11 protein-coding genes are annotated in these 19699 nt (G+C 44.6%); 3 read left to right on the plus strand and 8 right to left on the minus strand.

Going from position 1 to position 19699, the window contains the following annotated elements; genetic code table 11:
- Positions 1-131 precede the first annotated feature (131 nt).
- Positions 132-1619, minus strand: a complete 1488-nt coding sequence (locus AC1DQW_RS21120) for a family 43 glycosylhydrolase (protein WP_477455871.1) — start codon at positions 1617-1619, stop codon at positions 132-134.
- A 525-nt stretch (positions 1620-2144) separates the two neighbouring features.
- Positions 2145-4040 carry a glycoside hydrolase family 97 protein gene (locus AC1DQW_RS21125; protein ID WP_477455872.1) on the minus strand — a complete coding sequence of 632 codons (1896 nt, stop codon included), beginning with the start codon at positions 4038-4040 and terminating at the stop codon, positions 2145-2147.
- 317 nt (positions 4041-4357) lie between these two features.
- On the opposite strand from AC1DQW_RS21125, the gene AC1DQW_RS21130 reads away from it, so the two are divergent.
- From AC1DQW_RS21130 to AC1DQW_RS21140, 3 genes are all read left to right on the plus strand, one after another.
- On the plus strand, positions 4358-5356 hold the full coding sequence (locus AC1DQW_RS21130) for a family 43 glycosylhydrolase (RefSeq protein ID WP_477455873.1): 999 nt from the start codon (positions 4358-4360) through the stop codon (positions 5354-5356).
- Between the two features lie 440 nt (positions 5357-5796).
- A complete protein-coding gene (locus AC1DQW_RS21135; RefSeq protein ID WP_477455874.1) occupies positions 5797-8955 on the plus strand; it encodes a SusC/RagA family TonB-linked outer membrane protein in 3159 nt (1052 codons plus the stop codon).
- A 14-nt stretch (positions 8956-8969) separates the two neighbouring features.
- Entirely contained in the window at positions 8970-10814 is a 1845-nt protein-coding gene (locus AC1DQW_RS21140) for a RagB/SusD family nutrient uptake outer membrane protein (RefSeq protein ID WP_477455875.1), read from the plus strand.
- Positions 10815-11504: 690 nt separating this feature from the next.
- On the opposite strand, the gene AC1DQW_RS21145 is transcribed toward AC1DQW_RS21140, so the two are convergent.
- From AC1DQW_RS21145 to AC1DQW_RS21170, 6 genes are all read right to left on the minus strand, one after another.
- Entirely contained in the window at positions 11505-13088 is a 1584-nt protein-coding gene (locus AC1DQW_RS21145) for an arylsulfatase (RefSeq protein ID WP_477455876.1), read from the minus strand.
- Between the two features lie 9 nt (positions 13089-13097).
- Positions 13098-13829, minus strand: a complete 732-nt coding sequence (locus AC1DQW_RS21150) for a thioredoxin domain-containing protein (RefSeq protein ID WP_477455877.1) — start codon at positions 13827-13829, stop codon at positions 13098-13100.
- A 4-nt stretch (positions 13830-13833) separates the two neighbouring features.
- Positions 13834-15705 (minus strand): arylsulfatase, encoded by a 1872-nt coding sequence (locus tag AC1DQW_RS21155; RefSeq protein WP_477455878.1) that lies wholly within the window; start codon positions 15703-15705, stop codon positions 13834-13836.
- A gap of 18 nt (positions 15706-15723) precedes the next feature.
- Positions 15724-17607: an arylsulfatase gene (locus AC1DQW_RS21160; RefSeq protein ID WP_477455879.1), complete on the minus strand. Its 1884-nt coding sequence runs from the start codon at positions 17605-17607 to the stop codon at positions 15724-15726.
- A 12-nt stretch (positions 17608-17619) separates the two neighbouring features.
- On the minus strand, positions 17620-18039 hold the full coding sequence (locus tag AC1DQW_RS21165; protein WP_477455880.1) for a rhodanese-like domain-containing protein: 420 nt from the start codon (positions 18037-18039) through the stop codon (positions 17620-17622).
- Positions 18040-18124: 85 nt separating this feature from the next.
- Positions 18125-19681, minus strand: coding sequence for a RagB/SusD family nutrient uptake outer membrane protein (locus AC1DQW_RS21170; RefSeq protein WP_477455881.1), 1557 nt, complete (start codon positions 19679-19681; stop codon positions 18125-18127).
- Positions 19682-19699 lie beyond the last annotated feature (18 nt).

Raw genomic sequence — 19699 nt, forward strand, 5'->3', positions numbered from 1 at the left:
ACTCGTAAACGAAATACGAGGCATGCGCAGGCAGCCTATTTTCTCCATTAGAGCTCAGGTAACAAAGGCCTCCCTAGCGCACCGCTGCTAATGTTAATATTCGCATAATGACTATTTTATTGGGATATCACTTAGTTGACAGACTCATACCTAAAATTATCGAATATCACAGCGCCTTCCTTTCCGGCTGACATAAAACCTGGCCGCAGTGCAAAAAAGCCGTGATATTTGTTATGGTTGAAATCCGATACCCGTAAGCCGGATTGGAAAATTACCCAGTTTTTGCCATCCTTGCTGGCAAGCATATCGCAGGTATTCCGGTTGTTTTTTATTTTAAGATAAAAATGCCTTCCCAGTGCCACAGATTTGTTGAGATGCGCGTCTGCATTCTTATAAATGGTAACACTTTTACCATTGGATGTAAGGCCGGCAAAAGCTTCCTCATTGTAAAACAAAATCAACCCGCCGGTACTTCTCCCGGTTAAACTCACTTCTACCTGTGCTTCATAACTTGTATCCGGGACTGTGGTTAATAAAAGCTGCGCATCCTCTGGACCAGAACCCTTAGCTTTTAAATAAAGGCTGCCATGTTTGAGCTGAACAGCATTAGTATCATAGCCTTTCCAGGCCGTCCATTGCAGTCCGAGCGTTTTTTTATTGAAGTTGTCTGATAACGTAAAGCCCGATGAATGCTGTTTTTCTTTGGCCCCGGAATCCATTTTTCCTTTTGCTGTTTTGAACCAGCCATCTGCCGTCCATTCAATAGGTTCAATAAGGGTTTGCCGGCCTAAGGTATGGTATCCTTTTTCATAAGCATGGTATACTATCGACCAGTTTCCTTTTACATCATCAATGAGTGTTCCATGCCCCTTAGACCACCATTGGTCATCTGCACTATAGGTATGTACAATAGGGTTATAAGGTGAGTTTTCCCAAGGGCCCTGAATACTTTTTGAACGCGCTGCTACCACCATGTGGCTGGTTGCCGGGCCCGCAGTACCCCCTTCGGCAGATAGCATATAGAAATAATCTCCTTTCTTAAAAATCTTCGGAGATTCCAGGCATTTGCATTCGGTAATCCAATCTGTTGGATAATCCCAACCTGCGTAAACATCTTTCAGATCGCCTGTTACAGAAAGCCCGTCATCTGATAAAGGAACCATGCCGCCAGCAGAAACGAACAAATAACGTTTGCCGCCTTCGCCTACTGCATGTCCCGGATCAATACGCGTCACCTTCAAATCAATGGGTTTACTCCAGGGACCGCGTATATCATTCGCCCATATCACCCAGTTAGACCCATTGGCCGGAAAATAAATATAATACTTACCCTTATATTTCAACAGGTCGGGAGCCATGGCCGATCCAACCAGATCTGGCATGGCCCGTGTTATCGGCTCCCAGTTAAGCAGGTCTTTCGAATGCCATATTAAAAAGCCGGGAGAATATGTAAACGGCGAATGCGTCATGTAAAAATCATTCCCGTCACGCATAATACTCGGGTCCGGATAATCACCTCTTAGGATAGCCTTTGGATACTCCTGTGCAGACGTACGATAGATAAGCCCTGCAAATACCAATAAAAGAGCGATTTTTTTGAAGAAATTGGATACGGTCATATTTATTTACAAAGCATATATTTCTAAAATTTCAAATTAAGCCCGCTGTGACGTGCATGCTTGATCTTTTTCTTTCTAGCATCACATGATAAGCGGAAGTTATGTATCATAAAAATATGACTGATTAAAAAGAACCTCATACTCTACCTTCAGTAAATAAATTTTTATTATCCGAATTTTTATATCTCTTAAAAACGATCGCGCAACAGTTGCCCACCAATGGTATATTTTGTATCATGTCATGTAAGAGGAATAATATCAACCGCTTACGCTTATAAACCGGCTGAAAAGTCGGAGTTGGGATTTTTAATGACCTGTGTAAGCTGTAGCAGCGATAACACGTAAAAATTTAGCTTAAAACGCGGTAAATCATTTTTTTGACCCCGTAGTTTATCTGAGCAAATTGCCGAAAATCATTAAATGAAGTACATGGTAGTATGATGATTTATGTGTGGTTTTTAAATCCCTGATCTGAATGCGCAGCAGCTGGATATAAAAGACATAGTTTTAGATATCGTTCACGGGCTAATTCAATGGCCTGATAATAACAGCTATTCCACCCTTTGCTCTAAGACTGACGTTCAAAATTTCTGTATATTTTAAATTGGTAGTCCTTTTGCGAATCCCGCCATTATCGTCATCCTCATATATCGTTGCCCGATACGACTTTGATTTATTGAGAAAACCGAGCCTAACCTTCCCGGTCCATGGCTCCAAACCCGCCGCTCCTCCCAGGAACCAGTCGTTGCCCTTGCGCCTGACGACACAAATTCCTTTTCCGATATCACCGCAAACATATTTGCTTTCGTCCCACACTGTCGGGACGTACTTAAAGAACTCTATCTCCTGTTCATTCTGGTAGTCCTGAGAACGCCCATACCAGAATATGGCTTGTAACGGATCAAAATAAATGACAGTAAGGGCAAGTTGCTGCGCTTTACTCACGTTAACATTCTTATTGTATGAATTGATCATGTTGGGATAACAAAAAGTGAAATCAGCAGCACCCGCAAGAAAACGTGTAAACGGAAGTACAGTATTATGAAAAGCGTCCGGGCTGTTTTCATCGCCACGAATGCCTTCGGAACTGAGCACAAAAGGATACCTTCGGCTTAGTCCGGTAGGTTTGTAATGATCATGTACATTCAACACAAAACCATAATTGTTTACTTTTTTCATAGCCGTATCAAGCCATGATAGCCCTCTTTGTGTGCCACCATCAACAAATCCGAATTTAATACCGGCGATGCCCCATTTTTTATAGAGTGGTAACAGCGTATCTAACTTCGCCTTAAGTCCAACATAATTGACATAAAGAATGACACCGATGCCTTTCTGTTTACCGTGGGCAATAATTTGCGGTAAATCAAATTCGGGCAAAGGCCTGGTGGGATCAGATACGGTTCTGAACTCGGCGCCGTACCAGCCTGCATCGATCAATATATATTGAAAATTCATTTTTGAAGCAAAATCAACGCCATCGAGGGCGCCCCGGGTGTTGATGGGTACCCGGAATACTTTTCCGGGCACCACGGCTGAAGGGACCCTGGCTGATAGAGGATTAACAAGTTTCAAATTCAGTTGACTAAAATCATGCAGTCCGGCCGCTGTTTTGCTGAAACTGATAGTTCTCCATGGTGTCACTAAACTGTCCCTGAAAACGACCATGGTATCCTTTTGAACGGAGGGAGCATTGTGTCCCCTATAAAGCGTATCCACATAAAACCGGAATGCAAGGCTATTGGGCTTTTCCCCTCGTATAAGCACGCATTTGGTGTAATTTCTGTTATCAGCTTCCCCAACGCTGATATAACCACAGCCCGCCGCAACTAGTGTTGAAGGAAGGTCACTGGCTCCCGCCAGAGAATCGACCTTTACAAGCCTGAATACCGATTCCTCGTGATATTGATAGATTGTGCTTACGTTTGCAAAATTCATCTCTGTACCCTCTTCCAGCAGGCGTACCGGCCGCCTCGGCAAATTATAACAAGCATACCGAAAGGCCAGGCTGCCATTATATAACCTCACGTAAATTTGGAACATTCCGGTTGCTGTATGGCACTTTAAAATGCCCGCCTCGTAATTATCTTCAATCACTGCATCTTCACCAAGCGGCCAGGAAAACCTGGAACTGACTTTTAATTTGCTTACCAGAGGGGCGGACCGAAGCGAGTCAAGAACTGGCCCGTCCGTTTTAATTCCCAGCGCCGACCAATTAACGATCACCCGGCCGCCAGATGTCAGCCTGTAAACAAGGCGATTCCGTTGATTAAGCTTGATTTGAACTACGGTACGTCCATCCGGAGAATGTATCGAGGTGATAAGTTGAGCCGCGCCGGTGTTTTTGGCGAATGCCGTTGATGCGAAGAGCACAGACAAAAAGCCTAATAACGTTACAATATACTTTTTTGAATAAAACATAATCTCTCTTATTATAAAATAAGACAAAACAATAGCCAAAATATACTCAACTCATTGAGTTGATTTTGAATGGCGCATTAAACACAAAAAGTAATCCGGCCTTAATAAAGTGGGAAAATATATCGGCGTAGTTGTATGCGATAACAACAATAACTGAGTACCAAATTAAACGAAAATAAATGAGTATAACCGGCTGTAAGAATTCGTCCTTCCCATATAACATCCGACACTGTTTTTGGAGGCTTCTTAAAAGAGGCCTTGCTTAATGATATTTCGCCATGGAACACCCTTTCTAACAAAAATTAAATAATTTGAATATGCTCCTCAAAAAAAATTCAATTCCATTCATAATATTCTTTGCTGCTATGTTCAACGTGCAAACAACGCGCGCGCAGCATGCTGACCATATTTCCCCCGGAGAATTATGGCTTGACGATCATGGGGAACATATACAGGCCCACGGTGGCGGGATAACCAAAGTAAAAGACAAATATTACTGGTATGGTGAAGAAAGAAGACGGGGACTGGACAGCAATATACGTTATGTAAGCTGCTACGTTTCTAAAGACCTTATGAACTGGAAATTCAAGAGGGATGTAGTGGCATTTACAGACCCTGAAAACCTGGGACCTAAATGGATACTTGAGCGTCCGAAAGTATTTTTAAGTAAAAAAACCGGCAAATTCGTTATGTATTTTCATCTCGATAACGCTACGTATAAATATGCTCGGGTTGGGATAGCGGTTTGCGATCGTCCGGACGGGCAGTTCCGATATCTGAAAAGCTTCCGCCCGTTGGATCACGAAAGCAGGGACATCGGGCAATTTGTCGACGATGACGGAGCGCAATACCTTGTATTTGAAGACCGGCCACTTGGCTTCCATATTGTTAAACTTACAGAAGATTGCCTCGGTATAGAACGGGAAATGTGTCTGATCCGCCAACACATGGAAGGCGGCGCAATTGTTCATTACCAAGGCTTATATTATGCAATAGGCTCAGCATTAACTGGCTGGAGACCGAATGCGAACAAATATGCTACCGCCACGTCGCTTGAAGGACCATGGTCTGATTTCAAGGATATCGCGCCAAAAGAAACCAACACGTATAATTCACAGTCAACACTACTACTTAAAATTTCGGGAAGGAAAGATACGACTGTTGTATTTCTCGGAGATATCTGGAAGCCCAGGTCCCAATGGGATTCCAGATATCTCTGGATGCCGGTGGAAATCGGAAATGGCAGAATGTGGTTACCGAAACCTGTCCCCTTTAAAATTAATGTCCGTGAAGGTTCCACATTCAAAGCCGATTAACCGGCTGCTCTGCGGCGAATTACATTTAACCTGTCCTTAAGTACCTGTATGAATCGCGCCGCTTGATCATTTCAAACGGAATTTGTGGTCTTTTATCAGAACCGGCAGCTCTTCTACTGTTTTTTTGATAAAAATTTTAATATGATGAGTATGCCGCTTCGCAGGATGAAGTCATCCTTGAAGAAGCGCAATTCAGGCTTTAAAAATCATATTTCTGATAATCAAAAATTAAACCATGAGTCGTTTTAAACCAAGAAATCACCTGTTACGCTTATTGAAGATTCTGCTATCATGCATGACACACTTAAAATTACAGCCGAATGGCGAAATCATCTAAGTGTGATACGCCGTGTGTTTTCCATTTCACCAACAGGCGGCAATAGCAGCCGTTTCGTTAGTTAACCAACAGCACAACCAATTAATTAAACAATGAATAAATTATGAGAAAAGCAGTACTTAATTACAAGCTGTATGCTACGTTATTTACCATCCTACTGGCATTGGTAAGTTTTCGCGGCTATGGCCAGTCAACGGTATCGGGGCAAGTCACCGATGCAAAGACCCACGAAACCATCATCGGTGCCACAGTGAAGGTAAAAGGAACATCAACAGCGGTCGCAACTGATGTTAAAGGCAATTTCAAGATAGCCGCTTCGCAGGGTGCAATCCTGCAAATCAGCTATGTGGGTTTCAGTTCATTAGAAGTTGAAGCAGACATCACAACCACTATGCACATCAGCCTTAGCGCTGTGCCGAATGACCTGAACGAGGTAATCGTAGTGGGCTATGGCACCAGGAAAAAAGAAACACTCACCGGTGCCATCTCCCAGGTCGGATCTGAAGTATTCAGAGACAGGCCTGTACCCAACGCGGCGCTTGCATTGCAGGGAGAGATTCCCGGTTTGGTTGTTACAAGAAATTCCCCCAGACCGGGCAATGAAAATTTGACCATCAGGCTGCGCGGGGAATCATCTACTTCGGCTGTTTCACCGCTGATTATTATTGACGGTGTGCCTACGGTAGCAGATTTTGAGATCAGCACCTTAAACCCTAATGACATTGAATCAGTAACCGCGCTTAAAGATGCATCTGCCGCAATTTACGGTGCACGTGCGCAGGGAGGTGTATTATTGATTACCACCAAACGAGGTAAGGGAAAAGCCCAGGTTAATTACAATCCCAGTTACAGCATTAATACAGTTGCTAAAACAGTTCCCTGGGGTAGTATGATGCAATGGGCCAGCCTTTATCTTGAAACATCAATGCAAGACAGGGTGGACGCATCAGGCAACCCAATTCAGTTTCTTCCGCAATGGACACTTGCCAACCTTCAAAGAATGTCAAACGGCGAATCATTTGATTATACCCAACCGAGCGGGTTGGTATCGCATTATGCCGATAATAACTGGCAAAGCGCGCTCTATGGCAATTCAGCTTCTCAACTACAGAATCTCTCGCTTACAGGCTCAACAGATAATACCGGCTATGCAGCTTCTTTGGGGTATTCTAACAATAAGTCAGTTCTTAAAACAGCTTATGACGGCGAAATAAAATATAATGCCCGCTTTAACTATGATTACCAGATCTCTAAAAAAGTAAAATGGCAATCCGGTATCGCGTACGATACAAGATCGGTAAAAAGCCCGAGAAATGGCGTTGGAGCAGGCTTTTTTGATGCCCCCATTTTTCCCGTTTACAACAGCCTTGGTAACTACTATGATGATTATGGCTACCGTAACCCGGTGGCGATGACACAAGCCGGTGGTCGTATCAGGAATACAGACAACTTCTTCCGTTTCAATACCAGGCTCTCGGCAAATATCATTGACGGTTTAACAATAAGCGGAACGGCGGCAATCACCAAGCGCGACGGCATGAAAAACGAATATAATCAAACTTATAATCTTTACAGCTGGACGGGAGACCGTGTAACTTCAACAATTTATAATCCAGCCTTCGTAGGGGAAACAATCTCAAATACCGTTTACAACAACTTCGGTGTACTTGCGGATTACAATAAGACCTTTGCGCAAAAGCACAATGTGGCAGTTACATTGGGCAGTACTGCCGAGCTACAGGAAGACAGGGTTTTAGGCGCTCAACGTACAAGCCTATTATACCCGGGCCTGTATGACCTGAATTCAGCGACCCCGGTAAACGCGACCAATAACAGCTCAGACGTTAAGGTAGGACTTACATCGTACCTTGGGCGTTTCGACTACGATTATAATAAACGCTATCTTCTGGAACTGATCGGCCGTAGTGATGCCTCTTCCCGCTTCGATGCAGATCACCGCCGGCAAAACTTTTACAGCGTTTCAGCCGGGTGGGTCTTATCGGAAGAAAAGTTCATGAAACCGTTAAAGTTCCTGAACTTCCTTAAAGTGCGTGCGGACTATGGAGAAACCGGCGGACTCGGGGGCGGTACCAATGGCTTATCAAGCACAAATGGAGCAATTGGCGCTTTCAACTATGTGTCCGGCATCGGCGCCGGAACCGCAATATTCGGTAATACAGCAGCGGTACAGGGGACCAATTCAATCTCCAATATATACAATGTTGCACTGACCTGGGAACGGATGCTGAACAAGAATATCGGAATCGACTTCACTATGTTCAACAACAAGCTTAGCGGATCCTTTGATGTATACGAACGTAAAAACACAGGATTAATTCTCAGTTTAGTTTATCCTGGCGTATTAGGTGCAAATGCGCCCCCAAGCAATGCGGGCAACCTCAGGGTACGCGGGTTTGAAGCAACACTCAATTGGCGTGATAAAATAGGCGAGGTTTCCTACAATATCGGGCTGAATTTAAGCAACAACAAAAATCTTTTGGTTAAGCGAACCGGCGCAACTGCAATTGCACCAGGACAAAACCTGCCTTTACAGGGATATCCGCTCAATTCGCTTTTCCTTTACAAGACGAATGGTGTATTCCCAACGCAGGCAGACGCAGACGCATATACCGCGAAATACACCGCGAACACAGCTGGCAACCTTGGATCCATGACCGGAAATAGTAAGCTGCGTGCCGGCGACCTAAGCGTTGTTGATTTGAACGGTGACGGCGTTTTGAATACCAGTGACCTGTATTTTGCAGGTGATGCTGATCCGCACTATACATTCGGCACAAATCTTGGCATACGCTGGAAAAATTTTGACCTTTCCGGCTTCTTCCAGGGAGTACTTAAACAAAATTTATTACGTGGCGGGAATGGCAGAGCTCCATTTTTCCGCAACTACCTAAATATCAATACGTACTATATTGGAAAAACATGGACACCAGACAACACCGATGCCCTGTACCCAAGATTGTCATTTGACAATAGCCGGAATAACTGGAACTGGGCAGTTAATGACGTAAACATGGAAACTCTCCGTTATGTTCGACTGAAAAATATGATCATCGGATATACCCTTCCAAAACAATTGATGGACAAATTGGGCATAAAGCGGATACGCGCATATGTTTCCGGGAACGACTTGCTGACATTCTCTTCTGTTAAGGACGGCTTCGATCCGGAAAGAGGAACATCTTCTGACAGCAGTTACCCTTTCATCAGGACATATACATTTGGACTGGAAGTTGGATTTTAAAATATTGTGGATAAATGAAAAAGTTAAACTATATAATAGCGCTCTCCCTGATTATCTCAGCCAGCGCATGCAAAAAAACATTTTTGGATCTGAACCCGATCGACCAGCCTACTACGGCCTCGTTCTTTCAGAATGCTGCCCAGTTCAAATCGTTTTCTAATGATTTTTACAACAAAATGATAGGCTTCCGTCCTGTTAAGTCAGATGTTCAGGGTGCCGCAAACAGTAATATTTACGATTACATGGATGCAGGCTCGGATTTGACATTAGCAATCAGCGCTTACGGCCAAGGTGCAGTATCGACACCGCAAACTGATATTTACTGGTTAAATACCTATGCGTATATCCGGGCCAATAATGTATTGATTGAAGCAGCGGCTAATTACACTGGCGACAAGGCCGCGATCAAACAATATGTGGCAGCAGCCTATTTCTTTCGCGCATGGCACCATTTTTTGCTGTTGAAGCGATTTGGCGGAATACCACTTGCCACTAAAGTACTATCTGTAAATTCCGCCGACCTTCAGGCACCAAGAAACACCCGCTACGAGGTAGCAAACCAGATTTTTAGGGATCTCGATGTTGCTATTGCAGGTTTACCATTAGAGGCGAGCATTGCATCAGCAGATAAAGGACAAGTAAGCCAGCAAGCTGCCAAAGCTTTTAAAGCACGCGTTCTGCTTTATGAGGCAACCTGGGAAAAGTATGTTAATACCACTACCGACTGGGCACAAAACCAGAAAAAGGCCGATAGTACAACAACATGGCTGACCCAGGCTGCAAGCTTAGCCTCGCAGGTAATGACAGACAATACCTATTCATTGTTCAATGGAGTCGACACGCTGAGCTATTATTACATGTTCAACCTCGACGACGCCAATTCAAACCCGAAAGGGCTGACCAAAGTAGCTAATAAAGAATATCTCCTGTCAAGCCACTATGACTTTACGCTTTTACAAGGCAACGCTAATTTAACCCACACCTTAGGGGGGTGGGGACCTTCAAGGAAAATGATGGACATGTACCTATGCACAGACGGGCTTCCTTTTACAGTGTCCCCACTGGCTAAAGGGTATGCGAAAATGACCGACGAATTTGAAAATCGTGAATGGAGACTACGCAGCCTTGTGTATATTCCTAAAAATAAATATTGGGGATTTGGTGCAAGCACAGGCGCAAATTATAATTTGGCCAATTATATTACAACATTCAATTTTCCAGCTATAATAAAGCCTTTCTATCCGGATTTATATTCGAATATAAACGGCGGCTACGGGAATCGTAAATTCTGTTCTGAAGAATCTACAAGGGCCGATTACCAGGAATCTTATGATTACCCGCAAATACGCCTTGCTGAAGTCTATTTGATTTACGCCGAAGCCAAATGTGAGTTGAGCGGAGGTTCTATTTCAGATGCAGATCTGAACATATCGATTAACAAAATCAGGGCACGTAACTCGGTTGCCCCACTTACCAATGCCTTGATTGCTCCATACGCAAGTCTTACCATGCTGGGAGAGATAAGAAGGGAGCGTGCACTTGAGCTTTACATGGAAAACAGCCGCTATGATGACCTGAAGCGGTGGGGCATAGCCGAAACAGAGTTGAATAAGCCAATTGAGGGTATGGTTGTGCAATACAACGGCCAACCAACGGAAACCGCGACCGGCACGAATCCTATTACCCATAATCCGATCTACAATCCTAATAAATTTGTTTACGGTGTYGATAGTCAAACTGGTGCGGTTATAGTGGACCCAGCCAGCAATCGAAATTTTAAGCGAATGCATTACCTGCTTCCAATTCCAAATGATCAGCGTTCTTTAAACCCTAACATTGTCCAAAATCCGGGCTACTAATAAAAAGAGACCGTATCATATTACAAATGATGCGGTCTTTTTCATTTGTTTACACTTTCTTAATATTTGTTGTTTTTTCTTAAGGTACTTAATGTCGAGGCATTGGTTTGATTATAAATATGGCTCTTAGCGACGCTTAGGTATCCAAAACGAAAATCAGGTTTTATGAGGAGGCAATAACTGTATCAAATCATTTCTGGAAAATTCGGAAATTATCACTATTGGAAAATTTTAAAATATTGAAAATAATTGGATACGGCTCAAGTCGGTCCAATTTTTATAAAAAATCATCGTTTGAATTTTTCTAAGATCAAAAGTTTTTTATATTTGTAGTACAATGATTAATGGCTAAATATGGTGTTGTATAAATCGTTGAATGATCTTTTAGAAATTTATAACTTATTATAATTTAGGGACTTACAAAGCAGGTTCGATTCCCGCTCTGAGTACTGAAGCTGATGTCAAACGCTTCATTAAGCCCTTAAATCAATGATTTAGGGCTTTTTTCATTATAGCCCCTCTCAAAAGCCGCATATAAAGGGATCAAGCAGAATTGTTGTAGGGAATAAAAAAAAGTATTTGTTTTGTATTAGAATAACAAATACACATACTAAAAAAGTCATGCGTATATTTTAGCAAGCCTGAAAAAGAAGAAATTAGTATCCATTCCTAATGACTATAATACATAATTCAAAGATTCTTTATCGTATCCCAATCAACCACCCCTACACTTTTCGCCCAGGCCGAATACTCGTTTTGAAGATTTTTGACCTTAGCCGGATATTTGACGGCCAGGTTTTTTATTTCAGATCGATCAGCATTAAGATCATATAACTCCCATGGCCGGCCAGGTTCGGCCACCAGCTTCCACTTGCCTTTCCTGATAGCCCCGCTGCCTTCGTGTTCCCAAAATAGTGTTTTATTTCCTTTGTAAAATTTGTTTCTGAAAGCGTTAACCAGGCTGATACCTGCCAAGGGTGTAAGCTGCCTGTTTTTAAACTGAGTTGGATATTTTACCCCTGCAAGATCAAGACAGGTGGGCATCAGATCTATCAGGTGACCAGGACTGCTATTGATGCTGCCTGCTTTGATTTGCCCCGGATACCAGGCTATGAGTGGTGTTGCTATACCACCTTCATGCGTATTGCGCTTAAACAACTTAAACGGCGTATTACTTACATTGGCCCATGGGATCTCGTAACTGTCTATGGAATTTACCGAGCCCGGCAAGCCAGATTTTTGGATAACCGTGGACAGACTTTTCACTTCATCGGCACTGCCGCCGTTGTCTGAGGCGAAAAGGATAATTGTGTTTTTATCCTTTCCCAGGTGTTTAAGACTGGCTATGATCTGGCCGATACAGGCATCCATCCGGTAAACCATCGCCGCGTAGATGGCCATGCGGGTGTCCCATTTATCTTTTTCTTCGGGAGATAGTGAATCCCAGGCCGGTGCACGCTCATCACGGGCAGATAATTGCCATTGTTTTTTGATGATACCCGCAGCCACCTGTTTTTCATAGCGTTGTTTTCGCAAAACATCCCAACCTTTGAGGTATTGGCCTTTGTATTTTGCAATATCCTGGGGCAAGGCCTGGATAGGCCAGTGCGGCGCATTGTAGGCTACATATAAAAAGAAAGGTTTTTGCTGCTCTTTGATCTCATCTAAAGATTTGACAGCAAAATCTGTAATGGCCTGCGTCAGGTATTTTGAAGTATCATTGCGGGTTACTTCTTTATCATTAAGCATAAAAGTGATCTTGCTGCCATCATTATACAGCGGTGCCGAATTAAAGTAGCTGCTGCCGTTGTTCAACATCGTAAACGACCTATCGAACCCGCGGTTATATGCCAGTGCTGATTGCTGCAAACCTACGTGCCATTTTCCCGAAACAATGGTATTATAACCTGCCTCATCCTTTAACAATTCGGCAATGGTAGCGCTATTTTCATTTAAAAATCCCTGGTATGCGGGTGAGCCTTTATATTTTACCATATCGCCAACACCTGCCTGGTGTGGGTACAAACCGGTTAACAGCGCCGCGCGTGATGGGCAACATCTACCGGCATTATAAAACTGGATCATTTTAAGGCCTTCGCGGGCCAGCCTGTCGATATTGGGGGTGCTGATTTCGGAGCCAAAACAGCCGATATCAGAAAAGCCCATATCGTCGGCCAAAATGATAACGATATTGGGCTTTTGTTTAGGGGCCTGCCCAAATGCAGGCCCCATATAAAACATAATGATAAGTAAGTAACAGATTCGTTTTAGCATAGCTGTGCTTTATTTACCGCTGGCAGCCAGTCCGGTTTTAACTTGTTCGGTAGCGGCCTTAATTTGAGTGGTTGATGAAAAGCCCTGCTTTTTCCAAACTTCCTTGCCGTTTTTATATAGTACCAATGTTGGCAGCACGTTTACCTTTAGCTCTTTGGCAAGGGCGGTATTGTCATAAACTTCAATGCTGATCACCCTGGGTGCAAAGGCGGCATTAGCCTTCAAAGAGTCGAGCACGGGCACCAGCTTTTTACAGGCACCGCAATACCTCGATCCAAAATCAACCAAAACCAATGGCGATGAGGCCGCGAGTTCGGTAAACTGTGCTTTGGAAAGCGATACACCTTTTTTTGTAGTCGAAATAATAGGATATCCCGAACCAATCCAATTGGCCAAACCGCCGGGGAGCTCTTCCACATCTTTAAAACCTTTGGCGCGCAACTCGCGCGAAAGCACAGCGCTGCGGCCGTTGGCTATCGAATAAACAAATGTTGGTTTATCCTGATCCAGGCCATCAAGTTTTTGCTGATAATCAGCGGCTTTGGCATCAACATTTATAGCATCTTTAATATGGTTTTGCACAAACTCCTCGGCAGAGCGGGCATCAAGTACCTGCGGATCTTTGGCCTGTTTTAATTTGGCTGCAAAAGCTTCAATTGATAACAGCGCAGGCGATTGTGCTTTTACTTCGCCGGTGAAAATTACCAGCAGAGCCAGCAATATAGTTTTTAAGTTTTTCATAAGCTTAATTATTGTTTTCGAGGTGATGAATTCTTTTGTTGTTAATATCATCCCTATCGATAAATGGGTAGATGTGGTTCTTCTTAGCTTCGGCATCAAATAAGTCTTTCAATTCCTTCAGCTTTTCCGGGTATTTTTTGGCCAGGTCGACACGTTCATTAAAATCCTCGTTCAGGTTATAAAGCTTCCAAACATCCTTGTCATAGTTACGTTCAGGGAGAGTTTTTCCCTGCGGAAAGTTCAGCAGGTCCACATTATCCGGGCGATGTGCCGCCTCGGCCTTCCAACCATCTTTATAGATAGATCGTGAGGTAAAAATGTAATAGTATTGTTGGGTATGCAGTGATTTTGCCTGGGCATTGTTAAACGAGCTGAACAACGATTTGCCCTGCAGTGTATCCTGTTTAATGCCTTTGATATAACCAGGTAGTTTTAAGCCCGCAGCCTCAATGGTTGTGGGGAAGATATCCGAAACGTGGCCGTATTGTGTACGGATGCCTCCTTTTTCGGTGATGCCTTTTGGATAGTAAACAATCAGCGGGTTGTGGGTACCTCCCTCGGCATCTGCATCCGATTTCCAATACTTAAATGGCGTATTAGCTGCCTGTGCCCAGCCTAAAGGATAATTGGTTGAGGCTTCGGGTGTACCGATGGTTTCGTAATCGCTTTCGTTCTTTTTAATATAATCAGCCTCGGGAGTGGTAAGTGCGGAGTTTTTAGGATTGATAACACCGTGAACGGTTCCTTCTTTGCTTGCACCGTTATCGCCTATCATCACAAAAACCAATGTATTATCAAACTGGCCCGAAGCTTTCAGATAGCTGATCACCCGGCCAACCTGGTTGTCGATATAGGTAAGGTATCCCGCATAAACCTCCATAAAACGGGCGTACAATTTTTGCTGATCAGCCGGCAGTTTGTTCCAGGCCTGGATACGCTCGTTACGCTCGGGTAATTTGGCATACGCGGGGATATAGCCGGCCTTCTTTTGGCGGTCAAAAACCTTTTGGCGGTATACATCCCAGCCCTCATCAAACTTACCTTTATACAAATCGCTCCACTCCTTGCTTACCTGGTGCGGGGCATGGGTGGCGCCGGGGGCATAATACAAAAAGAAAGGCTGATCGGGCGCTGCCTTGTGCGCAGCATCGATATAGGCTATGGCTTTGTCGGTGATCTGTTCGTTAAGGTTACGGCCATCCGGTTTGATATGGAAGTTATCCTCCACCAAATGTGGCGGGTTATACTGGTCGGTTGCCGATTCCAGGAAACCGAAGTGATGGTCGAAACCCTTGCCGGTAGGCCAGCGATCAAACGGGCCAACGGCGGTTGTATCTTCATCGGGTGTTACGCCCCACTTACCCACAGCAAAGGTGCTGTATCCATTTGCACGTAATACTTCGGCAATAGTGCCCTTATCAGGCGGGATGCGGCCATCATAACCGGGGAAACCGGCGGCAGTTGAGGCGTGGGCAAAATTACCCATATGCACATAATGATGGTTGCGCCCGGTAAGTAACGACGACCGTGTTGGCGCGCAAATACCCGCGGTATGGAAGTTGGTATACCGCAAACCATTGTTGGCAAGCGTATCAAAATTTGGTGTACTGATGAGGCCGCCAAAAGTTCCCGATGCGCCAAAGCCTATATCGTCCAACAAAATCCAAACAACGTTTGGTGCGCCTTTAGGGGCTTTTAATGGTTTTGCCCACCATTCTTTTGATTCGGCGAGGGTTTTGCCCTCAACTCCTTTATAAGTAGCCGGGTCAGATGGCGGAATATTTGCGGCCCCTACTTTTGAGGTTTGCGCTATTGCCGGCGTCCCGCCCAGTGCAAAAGCTATAACAGCTAATGATATTCTATAAGCGTTTTTCATATTGAAAAGATTACAGGTTTATTTTTTATAGTTTTGGTGGATGCGCTGGTGATAAACATCGTACCAGTCGATAAATGGATACAGGTTATTCTTCTTTGCCTGCTCTTCAAAAACCGCTTTGAGCTCCTTTAGCTTTTCGGGATATTTTTTTGCAAGATCAACACGCTCGTTAAAATCCTGGTTCAGGTTGTATAGTTCCCATACATCCTCATCAAAGCTTTTATCCGGCACGTTCTGCCCCACTTTAAAGTCGCCCAGTTCCACATTGTCCGGGTGGTGTGCGGCCTCTGCTTTCCAGCCATCGACATAAACCGACCTTGAACCAAAAATATAATAATGCTGTAAAACGTGGCGGGCCGGCGCTTCGGGATGATCGAATGAGTAAACCAGCGAAGTGCCTTGTAAGGTATCTTGCTTAATACCCCTGATATCCCCGGGCAGTTTAATCCCGGTAAACTCAAGCGTGGTAGGCAGCACGTCAATTACATGGCCGTATTGTGTACGAATGGTCCCTTTACCTTTAATGCCTTTTGGATAATACACAATAAGCGGGTTGCGGGTGCCGCCTTCTGAATTGGCATCCTGTTTCCAATATTTAAATGGTGTATTAGCTGCCTGCGCCCAGTCCAGGGGGTAGTTGGTACTTGCCTGTGGTGTGCCTATATCGGTAATATCTTCAATATTCGTTTTCAGGTAAGTATCTTCTGCTACCAGTTTGGCCGAGTTCTTTTTGAGGTTGATAACCCCGTGAACCGTACCTTCCTTGCTGGCCCCGTTATCACCAATAATCACAAATACCAACGTATTATCCAGTTGGCCGCTTTGTTTTAAATGATTGATAAGCCTGCCAACTTCATGATCGGTATAGGTAAGGTAACCGGCGTATACCTCCATAAAGCGCGCGTACAGCTTTTTCTCTGCCGCAGGCAATGAGTTCCAGGCCGGGATGCGCGGGTTGCGCTCGGGCAGTTTGGCATATGCCGGGATAATGCCCAGTTTCTTTTGCCTTGCGATTACTTTCTCCCTGAAATCGTCCCAGCCACTGTCAAACTGGCCCTTATATAAGTCACTCCACTCGGCAGCCACCTGGTGGGGCGAATGGGTGGCACCTGGTGCGTAGTATAAAAAGAATGGTTTATCGGGCGCTGCTTTATGCTGGCGGGTTAAATAGAATATAGCCTTATCGGTTATCTGGTCGGTAAGGTGGCGGCCATCTGGTGTTACATGGGCATTGTCCTCTACCAAATCTGGCTTGTACTGATCGGTGGCCGATCCTAAAAATCCGAAGAAATGATCAAAACCTTTACCTGTGGGCCAGCGGTCGAATGGACCGGCATCAGTAGCATCCTCATCGGGCGTAAGTCCGTATTTCCCCACTGCAAAAGTGTTATAGCCATTCTCCCTTAATATTTCGGCAATTGTTCCTTTGTCAGATGGGATACGCCCGTCGTAACCCGGAAAACCGGCCGACAGGGTAACATGCGAAAACCCGCCTTCATGAACATAATGGTGATTGCGGCCGGTAAGCAAGGCCGAGCGTGTAGGCGCGCAAATACCAGCCGTGTGAAAGTTAGTATAACGCAGGCCGTTATTGGCGAGCGTATCAAAATTAGGGGTTTTGATGATGCCGCCAAAAGTACTTGATGCGCCGAAGCCAACGTCATCTAAAATAATCCACAATACATTTGGCGCGCCGGTGGGTGCTTTACGAGGCTCGGGCCACCACTCCTTTGAATCATCAAGCGTTTTGCCCACCACGCCGCCATAAGGTTGATTATTTTGGGCCTTTGCACTTTGCAACCCAATTAAACCGATGACCATTGTAAGAGGCCATATTTTTTTTAAATAACCGGTTTCGGAATTTCCCGGTAGCTTTTGAATGAAATTATTTAATATCCTCATGAGATGTTTATGTTATGGTTTAAATTGAAACTGTTGAACAGGGAAACCAACCTTTGTTAAGCTATCAATGCCGCCAATATTATAGCCCAAACTATACCCCAGCGTTACCAGGGAATCGGCAGCCTTACCGCTCCGGTTACCAGAATGGCAATACAGGTATATGCGCTTTGTTCTATCTAATTTTTTGATCTGATCGGCAAAATCAGCAGACTTGATATTGATATTGGTGGCATACTTTAAATGCTCCTGGTTATATTCATCCGGGCTGCGCACATCTACCAGGTAGGCTTTGCGCTGCTGTACTTCGGCAAGCAGTTTTTTACTTACTTCGGGTGTTACTATAATTTTAGCCGATCTTTTTTGTACGTAAGTTTGAGCCTGTATACCTGTAACCGCCAGGAGCAGCAGAATAATGATGTTTAGTTTTTTCATAATATTTAATTTAATCTTGATATTATTCGGCATAGCTTGATCTGAATTTTATTCCCCATTTGCCGTTCTCTTTGGTATTGTGCTTTTATTGCCAGCCAGGGTTTTGGGTGAGTTTGCCGTTGCTGTTATCTACTTCCTGCTGAGGTATAGGGAACAGGTAAAATTTGCCCGCCGCGCCTTTGGTTACGTTGGTTTTGCCAACTTTAAGCAAGCTTGCCTCAAGAATGCCCTTGCCTGATGCATCCCGCTCGCGGATCAGGTCGAACCAGCGCTGGTATTCAAATACAAATTCCAGTCTGCGTTCCAAATAAACCGCATCACGGAAAGCAGCCTGGTCAAGCCCCGAGAGGTCGTCGAGGCCGGCACGTTTCCTTACCCGGTTGATAGATGCGTAAGCTTTAGCCGTTGGCCCGTTCAGTTCATTCTCGGCTTCAGCGTGGATCAGCAGCACATCCGAAAAGCGGATAATATGCACATTAGCACCCGATTCGGCTTCATTAGCCACAACGCCCGGGTCGAAGTATTTATTAAAGAAAGGGATCGAGTCGTTAGCGATAGTGGCATCATTCAGCTTACCATAATACAGGTTGGTTGTGGGGCTTTGGAAACGGGTTACAAAGCTTACCCGTTTGCGCTTATCATTAGCCGGATACAGTTTATAGATGCTGAAAAACTTATCCACGCCACCCGGTTTGGTAGCATCAGGTACCGTGTAAAACACCACCTGATCGGCATAACTGCCCACCATGCCGGGTATGCCGTTCAGCACCGAGCGAGGTGCCTGGTTATTGCCCTGCCCCTGCGAGTTTGATTTAAACTGGGCCGAGAAAATATGTTCTTTACCATTTTCGGTTGCAGGCAAAAACACATCGGCATAGTTGGCAAATAAGTCGTACCCGTATGGGCCATTGATCACTGCTTCGGCCTGGGTTACGGCTTTGTCCCATTTACGCTCGGTAAGATAAACTTTGGCCAGCAATGAATAAGCGGCGCCCGCAGTAGCCCTGCCAACATCTGCACCGGTATAGTTATTCGGCAAATCGACAGCGGCCGCGGTCAGGTCGGTCTCTATCTGGTTATAAACCGTAGCAGCGGCTGTTCTGGGAACCTGCAGGTCAGATAGGTTAATGGATGTTTGATCATGAAGTACCAAAGGGACATCGCCATACAAACGCACTAAATTAAAATAGTACAATGCCCTTAAAAACTTCGCTTCGGCAACAAGTCTTTTGTTTAGCGTTGCATCAAATTTGATATTGGGTATGGTATCAATGGCAATATTGGCTTTTTTGATAGCCGCGTAGTGCTGCTGCCAGATCTGCAAAATACGTAAGCCCGATGCCGAATGCCCAAGCACAGCCTGTGAACGCACATCGGCGTTTGTAGCGCCGGGACCAGGACCTTCATCATCGCCCATAAAATTCATACCGGTATTAAAAAGGGTATTATATGGCGTTTGCACACCATTTGCACCGGCGTTCAATAACGAATAAGCAGCTGTAACCGTAGCCACGGCATCGGCCTGGGTTTTATAAAACTGGTTTGCCGGTATAAATGACCGGGGATCTTCATTGAGCTTAGCGCATGAAACAGCACCAAGCGCTATTAGTAAGATCAGGTATTTAATATTTTTAGTTTTCATGTTTTAAAAAATCAAAAG

Source organism: Mucilaginibacter sp. P5_A4, assembly GCF_056400605.1.

Coding starts and splice junctions, on each gene's coding strand:
- AC1DQW_RS21120 (WP_477455871.1), bottom strand. CDS start 1,619: ATGACCGTATCCAATTTCTTCAAAAAAATCGCTCTTTTATTGGTATTT.
- AC1DQW_RS21125 (WP_477455872.1), bottom strand. CDS start 4,040: ATGTTTTATTCAAAAAAGTATATTGTAACGTTATTAGGCTTTTTGTCT.
- AC1DQW_RS21130 (WP_477455873.1), top strand. CDS start 4,358: ATGCTCCTCAAAAAAAATTCAATTCCATTCATAATATTCTTTGCTGCT.
- AC1DQW_RS21135 (WP_477455874.1), top strand. CDS start 5,797: ATGAGAAAAGCAGTACTTAATTACAAGCTGTATGCTACGTTATTTACC.
- AC1DQW_RS21145 (WP_477455876.1), bottom strand. CDS start 13,088: ATGCTAAAACGAATCTGTTACTTACTTATCATTATGTTTTATATGGGG.
- AC1DQW_RS21150 (WP_477455877.1), bottom strand. CDS start 13,829: ATGAAAAACTTAAAAACTATATTGCTGGCTCTGCTGGTAATTTTCACC.
- AC1DQW_RS21155 (WP_477455878.1), bottom strand. CDS start 15,705: ATGAAAAACGCTTATAGAATATCATTAGCTGTTATAGCTTTTGCACTG.
- AC1DQW_RS21160 (WP_477455879.1), bottom strand. CDS start 17,607: ATGAGGATATTAAATAATTTCATTCAAAAGCTACCGGGAAATTCCGAA.
- AC1DQW_RS21165 (WP_477455880.1), bottom strand. CDS start 18,039: ATGAAAAAACTAAACATCATTATTCTGCTGCTCCTGGCGGTTACAGGT.
- AC1DQW_RS21170 (WP_477455881.1), bottom strand. CDS start 19,681: ATGAAAACTAAAAATATTAAATACCTGATCTTACTAATAGCGCTTGGT.